Source organism: Aquidulcibacter sp. (genome assembly GCF_049239865.1).
Lineage (GTDB): Bacteria > Pseudomonadota > Alphaproteobacteria > Caulobacterales > Aquidulcibacteraceae > Aquidulcibacter.
This window is the reverse complement of the sequence record NZ_JBMLTR010000133.1, coordinates 115,739-132,606: the sequence shown is the minus strand read 5'-3', so window position 1 is coordinate 132,606 and position 16,868 is coordinate 115,739. Positions and strand designations below refer to the sequence as shown.

The following is a 16,868-nucleotide window of genomic DNA, read 5'->3' as shown; positions in this document are numbered from 1 at the left end:
GATTTAACTGACCAAATCCAGCTCTGGTGCGGCATGGAGGTGCGTTGCTTTAGCTGGCAGATAGCAGGATACGGTTACGCCTTTGGCATTGGGTGAAGCCAACGACACCCAGCCACCATGTAATTCCACAAAGCGCTTGACCAGTGCGAGACTAACGCCTGCCCGTCGGTCGCCATCGGCAAATCCTTCAAAGGCAGAAGCTTGGCGCGCCATATCAATACCGGGGCCCGTATCACTCACCCAGAGACGGACCGTATCGTCAAAACGGCGAGCGCCAATGGTAATCATGTCGCCTTTGCCCGTAAAGCGTAATGCATTCGACACAAGATTGAACAATATCTGCCGGATACGCGCCTTGTCTGCTCGAATAATCCCGGCACTATCATCGCATTCAACCACGATCCGAACTTGGTCATTCACTGAATTGGTTCGGGCAATCTCTGCCGTAACTTCTAAGGTTTCCGCCAAACTCACATCACCCAAATCAAGCGACATTTGTCCTGCATCGATCATGGCGAGGTCGAGAATATTCTCAATCAGCTTTTCCAATTGGCTGGAAGCCAAGCCGATAGCGTTCAGATAATCTGACTGGGATTCGGTCAGCGTGCCCCCCACGCCTGCGGCCAGAAGCTCCGCATAGCCGCCAATAGTCGTAAGTGGTGTTCGCAATTGGTAGCTCACGTTTCGCACGAATTCAGTCTTGAGGCGGTCAGCATCTTGGAAAGCGGCGGCCTTATCGCGCAGCGCTGTTTCCACTTCGCGCGCAGCAGTAACATCGGCGAAGGCTGCCAAAGTTGCGCCATCGGGGAGAGGACGGGTCAGCCAAGTTAGGCTTGTGCCATCGGCACAGATAAACTCACCCTGCTTCTCCTGACGCGACCGCGGGGACGGGTCGGAGATTCGTGCCTTCAACTCACTCCAAAAAGCGGGATCGCGATGCACAAGGATCGCACGCTCCGCAACCAAATCAAATTCTGGTAGCGCTTCAAGGAAGCTTTGGTCGAGACCCCACATGCGAGCGAAAGCGCTGTTGGCTAAGGACAGCCGCCCGTCAGCTGTAAACACCGCCACCCCTTCACCTAGCTTGTCCAACGTGGCGCGCTGAACCTCGATCAAGGTTTTGAAGCGCGCTTGCAAGCCCATTTTGTCGGAAATATCCTCAAACAGAATTAGGAGGCCACCCGACGGCTGGCGCTGCCGCGCCACGCGTAAGATGCGGCCATCGGGCATGGTCCAGGTCTCGTCGGGGATCAGACCCGGCTCTTGATAGTGCGAGAGTTCTTTCGTCTTCCAAGCCGCAAAGTCACGTGTTGCAGCGATTTTGGCAGACTGTCGCAGGCGGTCCAGCCATTCCCCGTGGGTAGGCCCATCATTCAGCCACGCATCCTCCAGCCCCCACAAATTCGAGAAGGCACTGTTGTGGGTAGTCAAACGACGGCTGGAGTCAAAAACCGCGACAGCGTCCGTCAAATGGTTCAAGGTTTCTTCATGTGCCTTGGCTTCACGGGCCAGAGTATCACGCACTTCAATTTCTTCGGTGACATCAAACGCAATACCAGAGGCCCCATCGTCGGCCGGAAAGAGGCTTATCCGCAACATGCGACGTTTGCCATCAATGGTGATGGCCCGTGTATAGGTTGTGGCTTGGCCCTTGGCGGCTTGGGCTGCATCATCGCGGGCTTTTTGGTCTAAGGCACAATCGCGCGCCCGCGCGTCTTCAAGGTCAACCGCCTCAACCGCTTTCAGATAGGACGCATTAGCCCACAAGAGGGCCCCTTGGCTATCTGTCCGCCACGCAGGGAAGCTTGCTTGCCCTGCACCTGCAAGATCGCCTGCCGCCGCTCCCGGTGTCAGCCAGACAATCGCTTTCGCGCCATGGGGCTTGCCCATAACTTCGAGGCCTAAAACCGATAGAGTAAAGGCTTCGCCCCGTTGGCGTAATTGCGTCAGGCGGGTGCCAAGTTCGGATGACGCTGAAACCAAAGCTTCGAGGATGTCAAAGGTCGTTGGCTCTTCTGTTGGGCTTTTGGCTGTCAAGTCGAGCCGCTTAAGAAGGGTAGCGCGAGTGGAGGCATCAGCCTCTTCTTCCGGCTCGCCCCAGCCCCCTCCATCATCATGATCTGGCCAAACAAGCGCTACGGAGCCTGAGGCGGCAATCGCAGCACTGGCGCGTGGGCTTGAAATGGGGACGCGCCTTTGCTTGCCAAAGCGATACGCCAAATAGCCAGCCACGACAGCGGCACCGCCTGCGGTTACGGCATCACGCCCCCATTGGGCCAAAAAGGCTGACAAGTCTAATGGCACTTTCTGTACGCATCCGCTCGTTTTGATTCAGTTTGTTAAATCTAAGCTAAGATTGGTTAACAAAGATTAACGCCAAGGGAATAGGGGGCAAATTATGCACAGTTTTAGGTCAAGCAATCCCGCCGAGATAGACGTACTTGAGCTCAAGATATTCCTCGACCCCATGGTGGGACCCCTCGCGTCCCAATCCACTTTGTTTGATCCCGCCGAAAGGCACGCCTTCTGACGAGGTCAGGCCTGAATTCACCCCGACTATCCCTGTTTCCAGCGCTTCGGCTACCCGGAACGCGCGCGCCAAATCCTTGGTATAGAAATAGGCTTGCAGGCCAAATGGAGTGTCATTAGCAGCCGCAATCACTTCGGCTTCGGTATAGAAGCGGAAAATGGGCGCTACAGGGCCAAAGGTTTCTTCTTTGGCAAACTTCATGCTTGAGGTGACGCCAGTTATCACCGTAGGCTCAAAGAAGGTGCCGCCTAAGTGGCTTATTTTACCGCCGGTTTGGATACTCGCACCTTGGCTGAGGGCATCGGCGACATGGCTTTGGACTTTGGCAAGTGCCGCCTGATTGATGAGAGGACCCTGCGTGACGGCTTCGTCGGTTCCCGGGCCCACTTTCATGGCGGCGACTTTGGCTGTCAGCTTGGCCACAAAGGCATCATGAATGCGATCTTGCACATAAATCCTGTTCGCACATACACAGGTTTGACCCATATTGCGGAACTTGGATGCGATAGCCCCGTCAACGGCAGCATCTATATCGGCGTCATCAAACACAATAAATGGTGCATTGCCGCCAAGCTCTAGGCCAAGCTTCTTCACTGTATCGGCGCATTGGCGCATCAGGAGTTTGCCGATGGGGGTTGATCCCGTAAAAGACAGGCCCCGGACAATGTCGCTGGCACACCAAGCTTGACCAATCGCGACAGCGTCGCCCGTCACTACATTGAGCACGCCAGCTGGGACACCCGCCTCACATGCCAATTCTGCTAAAGCAAGCGCGGTAAATGGTGTTTCAGGCGCGGGCTTTAGCACCATGGTGCAACCCACCGCTAAGGCCGGGCCAACCTTGCGGGCAATCATGGCGGCTGGAAAGTTCCACGGCGTTATGGCCGCGACAACGCCCAGCGGCTGCCGCAAAACCATGATGCGACCGTCAGCCTTCGGCGCTGGTAAAGTCTCGCCATAGATGCGCTTGGCTTCTTCGGCGTAAAACTCAATGAAGGAACCAGCATAAGCGATTTCTCCGCGCGCCTCGGCGATTGGTTTGCCTTGCTCCGCGGTTAGGATTTGCGCCAAATCTTCTTGGTGGACCATGATTAGGTCAAACCAGCGCCGCAGGATCGTACTTCTTTCCTTAGCGGTCTTGGCGCGCCAAGCAGGTAATGCTGCATTGGCGGCCTCCACGGCATGCTCGGCCGCTTCCCGTCCAAGTCTTGGGACTTTGCCTAAGACGGCCCCAGTTGCAGGGTTGTAAATCGCTTCGTCGCCTGTGCCGGTCCATTCGCCATTGATCAGGCATTGGGCGCGGAATAGGCGGGGTTCGGAAAGCTTCACGTCTTGGCCTCCTCAGCCTTTGCATCGTCTCACGGTAGTTTATCTCGAAGCGCATACCAAGACATCGCCGCGGTCAAAAGTGGCCAACGAAGCGCGCGACCACCTGGAAAATGTGGCACAGGCATACGAGCTAAGACGTCATAGTCGCGATGCTGGCTTAAGACACAGGCAGCCAAAATGCGCCCGAAATAAGGGGCTAGAACAACGCCTTGGCCAGAGTATCCTGACGCTGACAGCAGGCCGGGACGCACTTGATGCAGGTAGGGCAGACGGGTTGGCGTGATGCCAAGGGCCCCGCCCCATGCATGGGTGACCTGGATGCTTCTAAGTTCTGGATAAATTTTCACCAGATTGCGCCGCACGAAGCTCTCAACATCCATGGGCCAGTTTGGCGTGTACTTCTCACCGCCGCCAAAGATCAGACGTCTGTCAGCGGTCTTGCGCCAATAATTGACAACAAAGCGCGTATCCATAACGGAATCGTGCTCGGGCAAGATCGCGCTGTCTTTAGGTAAAGGCTCTGTTGCGAGGACGAAGCTACCAATCGGCAAGACGCGGGCCTCGACATCGGGTTCAATGCCATCGAGATAACCGTCCCCGCATAGAAGAATATGATCAGCTAGCACCCGGCCTGTCCGGGTCTTTGCAAAATGCTTACCCCGGTCAGACCCAACTTCGGTTACGCGGCTATACTCGTGCAGGTTGGCTTTTGCGATTAACGCAGCTTGCATCAAGCCATAGAGTAGCTTGAGGGGATGGATATGGCCGGCCGAAGGGTCGCGCCAACCCCCGTGATAAGCAGAGGTGCCAAGGGCCTGCGCAATTTCCTCGCGGTCTAAGCGTTTTAGACGTTCATAGCCGTAAGCGCGAGCCATAAAGTCTGCGTCCTCATCAAGGTCTTGCATCAAGCGGGGAGTATGGGCGGCAAATATCTGCCCCGGTGTCCAATCCGCATCAATGTGGAAATCCTGCATACGGCTCAGTAGATCCGATTTTGCATCTTCTGCTAGCAACCAAAGTTTGCGCGCATCCTCTCGCCCCATCCGCGCTTCCAGCCATTTTTGATCATGACGCCAGCCAGAGCACGCGAGGCCGCCGTTTCGGCCAGAAGCCCCGGCTCCCACCTCATTGGCTTCGAGAATGACCACTTTCAGACCAGCGTTTGCCAGATCAAGCGCGGCCGAAACGCCTGTAAAGCCTGCGCCAATGATAACCACGTCTGCGCTTACCTCCCCTATCAGGGGAATGGTCCGGGCAAAGGGGCGCTTTGCTGATGCGTGGTACCAGGTGGTTGGCGCACTGGCTGCGGAGCAGACATGACGCGAAGGAGAATGCACGACTGTCATCTGTTATAACAAATGAACGATCATCGGCTTCAGGTCAAGCGGATTAGAGGAACTCCAGTTCACGCTTTCGCTTTGAAAAGGCCCTTTAGGCTACTGAAAGCTGGAACCAGCGCTTTGTGGGCAATTGGGTCCACGATCGCACCAATGACCAAGCCGATCACCGCCGCGATCGCCGCACTCACCAGCCAGGTCACAAAGCCTGCCACCGCAGGCACTGCGGCTGACACCGAAGTTGCCAAATGGTGGATAGTCTTTTCTGGGGCGGGATAGCCCAATTCATAGAGGCCATGCACCATGATCCCGCCGCCGACCCAGAGCATGGCGACCATGCCGACCCAGCTCAAGGCTTTCAGGAAAACCGGCATACCAAGGACAAGACCGCGCCCAAAGGCCGCAACAGCTCCATTGGTGGAGCGCGCCATCGCAGCCCCCGCATCATCGGCCTTCACAATCAAAGCAACTGCCCCATAGACCAAGGCGGTCATGCCAATCCCAACGACCGCCAGAACGCCGCCCTGCAGCCACAAGGGTGCTGTGGCGACGGTGGAAAGTGTAATCGCCATAATCTCTGCCGAAAGGATAAAGTCGGTCCGAATGGCACTTGCGACTTTTTCGTCTTCCAACTCGAGGGAGGATTTGTCCCCGTCATCAGCCGCATCATCCTCGCCATGGCCATCATGAGGGCGGACAATGTCCATGACCTTCTCATAGCCTTCCATGCACAGATAAGCGCCACCCAGCATTAAGAGTGGGGTGATGGTCCAAGGCGCAAAGAAGCTGAGAAACAGCGCACCTGGCAATAGGACGATCATTTTATTCTTGAGGGAGCCCCACGCGATCTTGCCGATGATCGGGAGTTCGCGGTCGGAAGCAAAGCCGACGACATAACGCGGCGTTACGGCCGCGTCGTCAATCACAATTCCGGCAGCTTTACCTGCGGCTTTGCCACCGGCCTTAACGGCCTGAGCCGCTGCATCATCTAAACTTGCTGCCGCTATTTTCGCGATCGCTGTGACATCGTCCAACAGCGCCAATAATCCAGAGCTCAAACTTTTACCCCCAAAACAGGATCCCAGAGGCACGATCATAGGGCGTTTTCGGTGCACGCGCTATGTCCTTGAAAGACCATTCTCGGCTTTAGCGTAGCCATCCGCAGGTTTGCTTATCACAAAGGGTTGATCCGCCATGCTTTGGCCAATCTGTTGCGGAATTGAACTGCTCAACGCGTTGTCAGACTTGTGACCATTGGTCGCCATCTACAAGCGCTTCAAAGCCTTGCAGGCGGGCCCTTCGCTCGCTAACCAAAACTCAGAAAGGCAACTTAATGACTAAATCAAATCCGGGACTTTATTTTGAAGACTTCCAAGTCGGCATGGTCTTAAGGCATGCGACGCCAAAGACCGTCACCGAGGGGGATGTCGCGCTTTATACAGCCCTGACAGGGTCGCGTTATGCGCTGTATAGCTCGGATGCTTTTGCCCGTGATGGCGATTTGGACGCCGCCCCCGTCGACCCCCTCTTGGTGTTCCATACGGTCTTTGGCAAGACGGTGCCCGACATTAGTCTCAATGCAGTCGCGAACTTGGGCTATGCCGATGGTCGCTTCCTCGCACCTGTTTTCCCGGGGGACACACTGTCCGCCATCTCTGAGGTGATTGGTGTCAAGGAAAACTCCAATGGCAAGACTGGCGTCGTCTATGTGCGCACGACGGGCTTCAATCAGCAAGGCGAAGCCATCCTCAGCTATGTCCGGTGGGTGATGGTTCATAAAGGCGACCCCAGCGCGCCTGCGCCAACTCCGGTCATTCCAGAATTGCCTGCCTTTGTAGCTCCCCAAGACTTACCGGTTCCGGCACCAGCTTGGTCGGGCACCTATGACTTTGAATTGGCTGGTTCCCCTTTTGCATTTGAGGATTATCAGATCGGGGAATGCATTGATCATGTCGACGGCATGACGGTGGAAGAGGCCGAACATCAGGTCGCCACGCGGCTCTATCAAAACACTGCCAAAGTGCATTTCGATGCCGTCGCCCAAGCCCAGTCCCGACATGGCAAGCGCTTGATTTATGGCGGGGTTGTGATCTCGATTGCTCGTGCCTTGGCCTTTAATGGCTTGGCCAATGCCGCAGAAATTCTAGCTATCAATGCAGGTCGACATATCAATCCGCTGTTTGCGGGCGATACGATTTATGCTTGGAGCGAAGTGCTTGATAAGGCTCTGCTGGGTAATGGTCATGGTGGGTTGCGCTTGCGCTTGATCGCAACAAAAAATGTGTCGGCTTATGACTTCCAAGGCCCTGACAGCCCAGATGCGATTTTGGAGTTTGACTATTGGGCTGCGATCCCTTTGCGGTCGAGCTTTGTGAGCTAAATGGCTTATTCGCTCGATCCCCGCTTGGCAGCTGACACATTGTTTGCCGCACAATTCCCCTTGTGTGAGGTGCGGGTGATGAACGATGCGCGTTATCCTTGGTTGATCGCGGTCCCCCGAATATCCGGCGCGGTGGAACTCTTCGGCCTCTCGTCGCGCGATTCTGACCAAGTTTGGTTGGAAATTCAGGCGCTAGGTGCCTTAGTGGGCGGCCTTGCGGAAGTTGAAAAGGTCAATATTGGCGCGCTGGGCAACATGGTGCGGCAACTTCATGTCCATATTGTAGGTCGTCGTTTGGGGGACCCCGCATGGCCTGGACCCGTCTGGGGACATAGCCCTACCCAACCATATGGGCCTGATGAAGCAGTCGCTTTGATCGAGCAAGTGGCCGCTTTGGCCCGTAGCTTTTAATCGGCGTCTATATTCAGAAGCTCAAAATCCTGCCATGACACTTGAACGGGCAAGGATGCCCAATCTTTTCTTAGGTTGACATGCAACATCACGACAGCTCAGTTCCTTCGGTGCCAGACAGCTTAGTGGTAGCACTTGAAGCGCTGGCGCGCCGCGCGGGTTCTGCAATTTTGGAAGTTAAACGTTTCGGGATTCAGGCCGAAGCGAAATCTGACGGGTCACCCGTCACCGCTGCAGATCTCGCAGCAAATGCAGTAATTCTTGAAGGCTTAAGCACGCTTCTCCCCGGTATTCCCTTGATCACAGAAGAGGGTGACGATGGACCCAGGGTTTTAGCGAATCCAGATGACGACTTCCTGTTGATCGATCCCCTTGACGGCACGCGGGAGTTTGTTTCTGGCGACCCTGATTACACCGTCAACATTGCTTATGTGCGGGGGCGTAGACCAGTGGTGGGCATCGTTCACATGCCCGAGACGGGACTTTCATGGGTTGGAGATTCGCGCAGCGCTCCACATATGGCTTGGCAAATAGATCAAACCGACGATTGGCAGATGATCCAAACTCGCGGTGCGGGCGACGCCTTGGCCGTGCTGGCTTCGCGCTCCCATCAAGACCCGGCCACAGAGGCATTCTTGAAAACAGTCCGAGTGTCGGAACTGGTCCGACGCGGTTCGTCCTTGAAATTTTGCCTGATCGCCGCTGGCCAAGGCGATCTTTATCCGCGGTTTGGACCAACGATGGAGTGGGACACCGCAGCAGGTGACGGCGTGTTAACTGCTGCCGGCGGAGCCATGCTGGATTTGAACGGCCAAGCCTTCCTCTACGGGAAAATTCAAGAGGAATGCCGCAATTGCGGATTTATGGCGATGGGTGATCCACGTCTTGCCGCTACCATCTTTTAGGCCGCAACCCGCCCTAGACTTGCGCGCTTTTCGCCAAGTGCATGAGCGTAAAATCCAGCAACCCAAGCGGCAACCACATCGCCGTCAAATGGGGCGTCCAAGCTCGCTAGTGCGAAATCTGCCATCTCTTCAGAGAACCGAGTGCCACGGCGCGAGCGGATCAAGGCATCGGTGAAACGCGGGCAGAATTCAGGATGGCCTTGAAAGGACAAAGCAGGCGCATGGTCATAGACCAATGCCGCATATGGCGTGAAGTCTGACTGAGCCAACACCCTCGCCGTACTGGGTGCCTCCAGCACCTGATCTTGATGGCTCACCGCCAGATGTAAGCGTTTCTTTGACCCGCCCATCCAAGGTTCCGCCGCGTGGACCTGATAGGTATGACGGCCTAGCCCCCAACCTTGCGGCGCTTTGTGAGCACGACCACCAAATGCCTCGGCCATGAGTTGATGGCCAAAGCAGATGCCAACTTGTGGTACAAGCTGCTCGCCCGCGCGTTGGATCCAATTTTTGAGGTCCGCAATCCAAGCAAAGTCATCGTAAACGCCAGCAGGCGACCCGGTGATCAGGGCGGCTTCAACGTCGCAAGGGTCGGGTAGTTTGTGCCCATCCAGAACCTGAACAACTTGACAGGTCAATCCTGGAATATGGGGGGCTAAAAGAGCCTCCAGCATGGTAGGGTAAGAGGGGAAGCTCCCACGAATGGGCTCAGGCGGGCGGCCAGTCTCAAAGATCGTCAAATGCATAGCGATAGCCTAACCTCACTTGATGATAGTTTGCATGCACAACATGGTTAGAAAAAGCTAACAAAGGCCAAATGCTATTTGCACAGGCAAGAACGTGGCAGTTTGGCACGCACTTGTTTGTCGATTGTGCAAGCTCGGGACAGATGCGGCCCGTCAGACCGTAAACTAACTGTCAACCACGTATTTTTCCACTTTCGCAACCAATCAATTCGTGGCACATTTCTTTCTAACAGGATTATGACCTTCTTTTAGGTCCCCTGCATGCGAAATACTTTTCGGGCCCCGGCTGTTTAGCTGGGGCCTTTTTTCTTGTTTGATCAACAGCCGTCTTCAAACGGCTTTGCGGCTCGATTGGAAAGTCGCGACGCTATAGAGCGCGAGGCCTGCCCAGATGAGGGCGAACGTCACACCATGGGCAGGCGTGAAATGCTCACCCAAGGCAATGCCCGTACTGAATTGCAGTGTTGGGGCTAGATACTGCAACAGGCCCAGCGTGGTAAGTTTAAGGCCTCGAGCACCAGTCGCAAACAAAATCAGCGGGATAGCTGTCGCGGGGCCTAAGAGAATCAATAATCCCATCATGCCGGCAGTGCCGCCCATCACAGGGCCACCGCTCTGTATGTGCCAGAAAATAATTGCGAGAGCGGGCAGAAACAGGATGGCCGATTCCCAGAATAGACCTGCAGCTGGCTGCACCGGCGCAAGTTTGCGCACCAGCCCATAAAGCGCAAATGAAAACCCTAAGCCCAAAGCCACATAGGGAAATGCACCGACAAGGAAGGTCTGATTGAGCACGCCCAAGAGCGCCAAGGCCAACGCGCCAACCTGCCACTTGGTCAGTCTCTCTTTAAAGAAAGCTACGCCCATACAAACATTGATCAGCGGATTGATGAAATAGCCCAAGCTTGATTCCACAATCCGATCTTGGCCAACTGCCCAGACATAAAGCAGCCAATTACCGCCAATCAAAGCTGCAGATAGGGCCAATAGCCCTAAGGGTCTTGCCGGAATCCGCAATGAGGCAAGCCCGCCAAACATCAGAGCAGCAAGAAAGGCGCAGGGCAGGGTCCAAACAATCCGTTGGGCCGTAACTTCTAAAGGGGGGATTTTGGCAAATAGATGCAGAAAGGCCGGTAGCAGGCCCCACATGATATAAGCAGACAATGCTGCCCAGAATGCTGGCGGCAGCTTTGTTCGTTCTAACGTTGTCATCTTTCCCCCTTCGCTGCCTAGCGTCACCCCGCCAAGCGCAAAGCAGAAGGGGTAAGGTCAGACTCTCTTATTTCGCTTCCGCCACAGTCAGCTTTTTCTCAAACGCCCCGCGCTCGACCAAAAGCTGGGCAATCTGGATGGCATTAAGGGCTGCACCCTTGCGCAAATTGTCTGCAACAACCCACATTGCCAAACCATTCTCGACAGTTGGGTCGGTACGGATACGCGACACATAGACCGGGAATTCACCGGCTGCTTCTACCGGGGTCATATAGCCACCGGCCTCACGTCGATCCATCACCACCACGCCTGGCGCTTCTTCCAAGGCTTCGCGGGCCTCGTCATCGCTGATGGGGTTTTCAAACTCGATATGCACAGCTTCTGAGTGGCCTACAAATACAGGCACCCGTACAACCGTCGCCGTCACTTTGATCGCAGGGTCCAACATCTTTTTGGTTTCTGCGACAAGTTTGAATTCCTCAGTCGTATAGCCATCTTCCATGAAGTCGCCGCCATGTGGGATCACGTTAAAGGCGATTTGTTTTGGATAGACTTCGGTTTTCACAGGATCATTCACAAAGATGCCGCGCGTTTGGGTCCACAACTCGTCCATGGCCTCTTTGCCGGTTCCGGAAACCGACTGATATGTCGCCACGACAACGCGCTTGATCTTCGCCAGATCGTGCAGGGGCTTCAAAGCCACGACCAATTGCGCGGTGGAGCAATTGGGGTTTGCGATGATCATCTTCTTTTTGTATTCCATAGCCGCTTCTGGATTGACTTCTGGCACCACCAACGGAACGTCGGGGTCCATCCGCCATTGGCTAGAATTGTCGATGACCAAGCAGCCCTGTGCTGCGATCTTGGGCGACCATTCTTTTGACGTCGCGCCGCCGGCACTCATCAAGCAGATGTTCCATCCAGTAAAATCAAAATAATCAAGGGATTGGCACTTGAGTGTCTTGTCGCCAAATGAGACTTCACGACCCAAAGAGCGCCGCGACGCAATCGCGGCAATCTCAGAAACCGGAAACTTCAGCTCTGCCAATAAGGCAAGCAATTCGCGACCAACATTGCCGGTTGCGCCGACGACAGCAACTTTTAAACCCATGATATTTCTCCGTAGGAGGCCCTATTAGCCCTTCGAGGGCTAATGGCCAAGAGCAAAGGACTGTGGTGGGTCCTTTGTTCCCATCTGCGTCACGCCAAAACTGGTTCTAAAGCGCGCGTAGAGCAGGCAAACATTGGTTCAGCGACTTTTCGATCGTGTCGATCATAAAGTCGATCTCTGAGGTAGATACGATTAGTGGCGGACACATCACGACGCTGTCGCGAATGCCGCGTACCATCAAACCATTGGAAATGCAGGCGTCGCGCACCATTGGACCTGCTTTGCCTTCTTTGCCGCCAAAGCGGTGGTTCGTACCGGGCTCTGATACGATTTCGACGGCACCTAACAAGCCTTGTGAGCGCACTTCTCCGACCAATTCATGACCGACCAAACGCTGTAGGGCCTTTGCCAAATAGGGGCCGGTAACTTCACGCGTGCGGGTCACGAGGTCTTCGCGCTCAATAATCTCCAGATTGCGTTCCGCCACGGCGCAACACATAGGGTGGCCCGAATAGGTGTAGCCATGTACAAAATCGCCACCCTTTTCCCGCAGAACTTCCACAATCGCGCGAGAAGCAATGGTAGCTGAAATCGGGGCATACCCGGAAGACAACTGCTTCGCGGTCGTGATGATATCGGGCGTGAAGCCATAGGTATTGTGGCCAAACCATTGGCCAGTGCGGCCAAACCCGCAGATGACTTCGTCGGCTACCAAAAGAACATCATATTTTCGGCAGATCGCTTCGACCTTCTGCCAATAGCCTTTCGGTGGGATGATTACGCCGCCGGCGCCTTGGATCGGTTCGCCAACGAAAGCCGCGACATTGTATGCTCCGACCTGCAAAATGCGATCTTCTATCTCTTGGGCACAGCGGGTTGCAAAGGCCTCTTCATCCTCACCAAAGCCTTCGTTGAAAGCATAAGGCTGGATGACGTGCTCAATTCCAGGAATTGGCAGAGAGCCGATTGCGTGCATGGCACTCATGCCACCCAAACTTGCGCCAGCAACGGTTGAACCATGGTAGCCATTGCGGCGGCAGATAAAGACATTCTTATAGGGTTGGCCTTGAACCGCCCAATAGTGGCGGACCATACGGAACATGGTGTCAACGGCCTCAGAACCTGAGGAGTTGAAGAATACATGCTGCAACTCGCCGCCAGCAATCCCAGCGATTTTGGCAGCCAAACGCACGGCTGGTGCCGTCGCGGTCTTAAAGAAGCTGTTGTAATAAGGCAGCTCTAGCATCTGCTCATGAGCGACGTCGGCCAATTCCTTGCGGCCGTAGCCAACTCCGACGCACCACAGCCCAGCCATGCCATCGAAATATGCTTTGCCGTCAATATCCCAGAACTGGCAACCTTCAGCGCGGGTGATAATACGCGAGCCACCCAAGTCGCGGATTTCGCCATAGTCCGCTTGCGCCGGCAAGTGGTGGGCGACATCCAAGCGGCGCAGCTCTACCGCGTCGTAATTGCGCAATGCCGTTGCTGGTGGGGTCATGGTTTTTGTCCTAGGCTGATCTGTTTGTTATAACAATTAGATCAGCTGGACACGCAGGGAAAGTGATTTCTACGCTTTGGTCTGCAATTATCCGAGTGGCGCAAAGTTCGGGCCGCGACGGAACATGGAAGCAGAGCACGTTTTAGTCCATTTCAATCAAAGCTGCGCTCAAACTCCAAATTGGAGCAACAGTTGATCCGCCTGGAGGCTCTCTATCGGTCTAGCGTTGCTCTAGAGGCCAAGCGTTTGCCGCAGCTGCTGCCAAAAGGTCGGACGGACCTGCAGGCGAATGGACGGGCGTACTACTGGCTCACTATAGTCCCGCAATTCACGCGGGCGGAATGAAGCTTCGACGGTATAACGTGGTGCATTTCTCATCGCTTTGTTCCATCTTCTGACACTTTGTGTGCCTAAAGAGCTTACCAGCAAGTATTGTGCCATGTGGTTAATCAGAACTGAAAAAAGGCCCGCCAGATGACGGGCCCTTTTGAAGGCACTTGAAATCAAATGAGAAGTCCGCTCGAACCTTTAAGCCGCAGCCGATTGCTCGCCTGGAGTTGGGTCACGCAGGACATAACCGCGGCCCCAAACTGTTTCAATGTGGTGCTGGCCATCGGCAGACGCTGCCAACTTCTTGCGAAGCTTACAGATAAATACGTCGATGATCTTCAGTTCTGGCTCGTCCATACCGCCATACAGGTGGTTCAGGAACATTTCCTTGGTCAGGGTCGTGCCCTTCCGCAAAGAGAGCAGCTCCAGCATTTGATATTCTTTGCCAGTCAGGTGAACGCGTTGATTGTTCACTTCCACCGTTTTCTGATCAAGGTTCACCACGATGTCGCCGGTGCGAATCATCGACTGTGAATGGCCCTTCGAGCGGCGAACCACCGCGTTGATGCGGGCGACCAATTCGTCCTTGTGGAATGGCTTCGCGACGAAATCGTCAGCGCCAACGCCGAGACCACGAACTTTGGTGTCAATATCGCTGGTTCCAGATAGGATCAGGATCGGCGTACCAACGCGGGAATTGCGCAATTGCCGCAACACGTCGAAGCCGTTCATATCAGGCAAGGTCAAGTCCAACAAAATAATGTCGTAGTCATACAACTTGCCCAGATCGACACCTTCTTCGCCAAGGTCAGTCGTGTATATATTGAAGCCCTCAGACTTCAGCATTAACTCAATCGACTGCGACGTCGCGCTATCGTCTTCAATTAACAGAACCCGCATGGAGCCCCCTCCGACATGCCCTGAATGGGCGGTGTAACAACCAACGACCCATGCCTAAGCTGATTTGCTTAAAGATGGTTAACCGCTTTTTGCGGCTTGTCTGACATTTTCCATATGTTGGACCTACGTTTGCCGAATTGATCTTTACGACAGGTTAACGCGAAGCACTTCAAATGCGACTTTATCAACCATGTTCACTCATTTCTTCACATGGCGTCTTAAGTGTGACGGGTTTTAGCAGGGAAAGCAGGGCTGCAGGATGCGTCCAGATGGACATTCACGAGTAAGTGGCGGTGTGCGCTTGGCGGAATTGGCCGAAACCCTGAAGCGTCAGGACCATACGCGCTATGAAGGCCGAATTGTTGCGGTCAAAGGTCTGATGGTGGAAGCAAGTGGTCCGCCCCAAGCCATGGCTCTGGGCGCGCGGGCCATCGTGGAAGCTGCAGAAGGTTATGCTCGCCTAGAGATCGTCGGCTATCGCGATGGGCGCGCCCTTCTCATGCCATTTGAAACGGTAGAAGGTCTGCGCGCGGGGGCCAGCCTCGTCTTTGAGGGGACTTCCCCAATGATTGCCCCATCCTCGGCTTGGCTCGGACGTGTCATCGATGCGTTCGGCAATCCGGTCGATGGTGGCCCGCCTGTGCCGAATGGCTCCCATCCTAGACTTCTAAGAGGCGTTCCACCTCCGGCTCATACGCGTGTTCGCGTGGGCGATAGGATGGAGACGGGCATTCGCGCCATCGATGCTTTCTGTGCACTTTGCCAAGGCCAGCGCATGGGGATCTTCGCGGGCTCTGGCGTCGGAAAGTCTGTTCTTATGTCGCAACTGGCAAAGGGGGCTGCAGCCGATGTAGTGGTGATCGGGTTGATTGGCGAGCGCGGTCGCGAAGTCAAAGAGTTCGTCGAAGACACTTTGGGTACCGAAGGCTTGCGCCGTTCGGTCGTAGTCGTGGCGACCTCGGACGAGAGCAGCCTCAAGCGCCGCCAAGCTGCTTATACTACCCTCGCTGTGGCAGAGCATTTCCGCGACCAGGGCTTACAAGTCCTATGCCTGTTCGACAGCGTGACCCGCTTTGCGATGGCACAGCGTGAAATCGGCTTGGCCACGGGTGAACCACCAACAACTAAAGGCTACACCCCAACGGTATTTGCAGAATTGCCTAAACTGCTGGAGCGTGCCGGGCCCGGTGCGCCGACAGGCGGGCATCAGACCGGGTCGATTACGGGCCTCTTCACGGTGCTGGTCGATGGCGGGGATCATGATGAGCCAGTTGCCGATGCCGTCCGTGGCATTCTCGATGGCCATTTGGTGCTAGAGCGCGCGATTGCCGAACGTGGCCGCTTCCCAGCACTTAATATCCTCAAGTCCGTTTCCCGCCTCATGCCGGAATGCCACGCGCCTGAAGAACAAGTTTTGGTGCGTGATGCCAAGCGCGCCTTGGCAGCCTATTCGGATATGGAGGAGTTAATCCGTTTGGGTGCCTATCGGCGCGGGGCCGACCCAGGCACGGATCGCGCCATTGCTTTGGCCGAGCCGCTGGAGGAATTCTTGAGCCAAGGCAAGCAAGAACGCACAACCTTTGCTGAGACTTTCCAACGCCTGTCCGACATCATGATCGCACAAAGCTGATCTAAGTCTTTGAGCCTATGATGCAGTTTTCCTACCTGCGGGAAAATTCTACAGATCGAAAGAGCGATTTCTTAACCCACAGCGTGTAGATAGGACCTGTAACGCAGGGAAAGTCATAATGAAAACCGGCTCAACGCTTATTAAATTGGCCAAGCATAAGGTCGACAGCGTGCAGATGCTGATCAGTGCGGCCGAACGCACGCGTGAAGATATTGAGCGCAAAAAGGCCGATCTCTTGGTCGCCGAAAAGCGCGAGCGTGCGCGTGCAGAAGCAGACCCGGCAATGATGAGCCATTGGGTTGCTTATTCCCAAGTGCTGGTCGCCCAACGCGCCAATCTCGAGGCTTCGCTTGTAGGCGTTGAAGAGCAATTGGAAGCACTGCGAGGCGACTTACAGGCTGCTTTTGAAGAGCAAAAGAAATTTGAAATGCTCGAAGAGCGTCGGGTTAGCCGGACCAATGCGTCGAAGGCTAAGCGCGAACAGGCATTTTTGGATGAGGCGGCGATGATCCGCGCCGCGAAGCGGCATTCCGCCTAATTCAATCT

The 16,868-nt window shown here is 55.1% G+C and carries 14 protein-coding genes; 5 read left to right on the top strand and 9 right to left on the bottom strand.

The genetic code is table 11. The features are described from left to right. Positions 1 to 3: 3 nt before the first annotated feature. The 4 genes from ACOVRA_RS09720 to ACOVRA_RS09705 form a co-directional block, all read right to left on the bottom strand. Positions 4 to 2,292 (bottom strand): PAS-domain containing protein, encoded by a 2,289-nt coding sequence (locus ACOVRA_RS09720; RefSeq protein ID WP_421720114.1) that lies wholly within the window; start codon positions 2,290 to 2,292, stop codon positions 4 to 6. Between the two features lie 121 nt (positions 2,293 to 2,413). Then, entirely contained in the window at positions 2,414 to 3,859 is a 1,446-nt protein-coding gene (locus ACOVRA_RS09715) for an NAD-dependent succinate-semialdehyde dehydrogenase (protein WP_421720113.1), read from the bottom strand. A 29-nt stretch (positions 3,860 to 3,888) separates the two neighbouring features. Continuing rightward, positions 3,889 to 5,076, bottom strand: a complete 1,188-nt coding sequence (locus ACOVRA_RS09710; RefSeq protein WP_421720112.1) for an NAD(P)/FAD-dependent oxidoreductase — start codon at positions 5,074 to 5,076, stop codon at positions 3,889 to 3,891. A 188-nt stretch (positions 5,077 to 5,264) separates the two neighbouring features. Further along, positions 5,265 to 6,254: a DUF808 domain-containing protein gene (locus ACOVRA_RS09705; protein ID WP_421720111.1), complete on the bottom strand. Its 990-nt coding sequence runs from the start codon at positions 6,252 to 6,254 to the stop codon at positions 5,265 to 5,267. A 275-nt stretch (positions 6,255 to 6,529) separates the two neighbouring features. Here ACOVRA_RS09705 and ACOVRA_RS09700 point away from each other — a divergent pair, with 275 nt between their 5' ends. From ACOVRA_RS09700 to cysQ, 3 genes are all read left to right on the top strand, one after another. Further along, complete coding sequence (locus ACOVRA_RS09700) at positions 6,530 to 7,576, top strand: MaoC family dehydratase (RefSeq protein WP_421720110.1); 1,047 nt, start codon at positions 6,530 to 6,532, stop codon at positions 7,574 to 7,576. Beyond that, complete coding sequence (locus ACOVRA_RS09695) at positions 7,577 to 7,987, top strand: HIT domain-containing protein (protein ID WP_421720109.1); 411 nt, start codon at positions 7,577 to 7,579, stop codon at positions 7,985 to 7,987. An 80-nt stretch (positions 7,988 to 8,067) separates the two neighbouring features. Next, a complete protein-coding gene (cysQ, locus tag ACOVRA_RS09690; protein WP_421720108.1) occupies positions 8,068 to 8,892 on the top strand; it encodes a 3'(2'),5'-bisphosphate nucleotidase CysQ in 825 nt (274 codons plus the stop codon). Here cysQ and ACOVRA_RS09685 read toward each other — a convergent pair. The 5 genes from ACOVRA_RS09685 to ctrA form a co-directional block, all read right to left on the bottom strand. After that, positions 8,889 to 9,638: a glutamine amidotransferase-related protein gene (locus ACOVRA_RS09685; RefSeq protein ID WP_421720107.1), complete on the bottom strand. Its 750-nt coding sequence runs from the start codon at positions 9,636 to 9,638 to the stop codon at positions 8,889 to 8,891. The two genes, cysQ and ACOVRA_RS09685, sit on opposite strands and share 4 nt — an antisense overlap. Positions 9,639 to 9,968: 330 nt before the next feature. After that, positions 9,969 to 10,850 (bottom strand): EamA family transporter RarD, encoded by an 882-nt coding sequence (gene rarD / locus ACOVRA_RS09680; RefSeq protein ID WP_421720106.1) that lies wholly within the window; start codon positions 10,848 to 10,850, stop codon positions 9,969 to 9,971. Between the two features lie 67 nt (positions 10,851 to 10,917). After that, positions 10,918 to 11,961 (bottom strand): aspartate-semialdehyde dehydrogenase, encoded by a 1,044-nt coding sequence (locus tag ACOVRA_RS09675; RefSeq protein WP_421720105.1) that lies wholly within the window; start codon positions 11,959 to 11,961, stop codon positions 10,918 to 10,920. A gap of 106 nt (positions 11,962 to 12,067) precedes the next feature. After that, positions 12,068 to 13,462: an aminotransferase gene (locus tag ACOVRA_RS09670; RefSeq protein ID WP_421720104.1), complete on the bottom strand. Its 1,395-nt coding sequence runs from the start codon at positions 13,460 to 13,462 to the stop codon at positions 12,068 to 12,070. A gap of 528 nt (positions 13,463 to 13,990) precedes the next feature. Further along, positions 13,991 to 14,692: a response regulator transcription factor CtrA gene (gene ctrA, locus ACOVRA_RS09665; protein WP_085341292.1), complete on the bottom strand. Its 702-nt coding sequence runs from the start codon at positions 14,690 to 14,692 to the stop codon at positions 13,991 to 13,993. Between the two features lie 301 nt (positions 14,693 to 14,993). On the opposite strand from ctrA, the gene fliI reads away from it, so the two are divergent. Beyond that, the gene (fliI, locus tag ACOVRA_RS09660; RefSeq protein ID WP_421720133.1) at positions 14,994 to 16,322 is read left to right on the top strand and encodes a flagellar protein export ATPase FliI; all 1,329 of its coding nucleotides are present in this window, start codon (positions 14,994 to 14,996) and stop codon (positions 16,320 to 16,322) included. A gap of 118 nt (positions 16,323 to 16,440) precedes the next feature. Next, on the top strand, positions 16,441 to 16,860 hold the full coding sequence (locus tag ACOVRA_RS09655) for a flagellar FliJ family protein (RefSeq protein WP_290802787.1): 420 nt from the start codon (positions 16,441 to 16,443) through the stop codon (positions 16,858 to 16,860). Positions 16,861 to 16,868: the final 8 nt, after the last annotated feature.

Excerpts from the sequence above, each read along its gene's own strand:
- ACOVRA_RS09700 (WP_421720110.1), top strand. The coding sequence starts at position 6,530 with ATGACTAAATCAAATCCGGGACTTTATTTTGAAGACTTCCAAGTCGGC.
- ACOVRA_RS09695 (WP_421720109.1), top strand. The coding sequence starts at position 7,577 with ATGGCTTATTCGCTCGATCCCCGCTTGGCAGCTGACACATTGTTTGCC.
- cysQ (WP_421720108.1), top strand. The coding sequence starts at position 8,068 with ATGCAACATCACGACAGCTCAGTTCCTTCGGTGCCAGACAGCTTAGTG.
- ACOVRA_RS09685 (WP_421720107.1), bottom strand. The coding sequence starts at position 9,638 with ATGCATTTGACGATCTTTGAGACTGGCCGCCCGCCTGAGCCCATTCGT.
- rarD (WP_421720106.1), bottom strand. The coding sequence starts at position 10,850 with ATGACAACGTTAGAACGAACAAAGCTGCCGCCAGCATTCTGGGCAGCA.
- ACOVRA_RS09675 (WP_421720105.1), bottom strand. The coding sequence starts at position 11,961 with ATGGGTTTAAAAGTTGCTGTCGTCGGCGCAACCGGCAATGTTGGTCGC.
- ACOVRA_RS09670 (WP_421720104.1), bottom strand. The coding sequence starts at position 13,462 with ATGACCCCACCAGCAACGGCATTGCGCAATTACGACGCGGTAGAGCTG.
- ctrA (WP_085341292.1), bottom strand. The coding sequence starts at position 14,692 with ATGCGGGTTCTGTTAATTGAAGACGATAGCGCGACGTCGCAGTCGATT.
- ACOVRA_RS09655 (WP_290802787.1), top strand. The coding sequence starts at position 16,441 with ATGAAAACCGGCTCAACGCTTATTAAATTGGCCAAGCATAAGGTCGAC.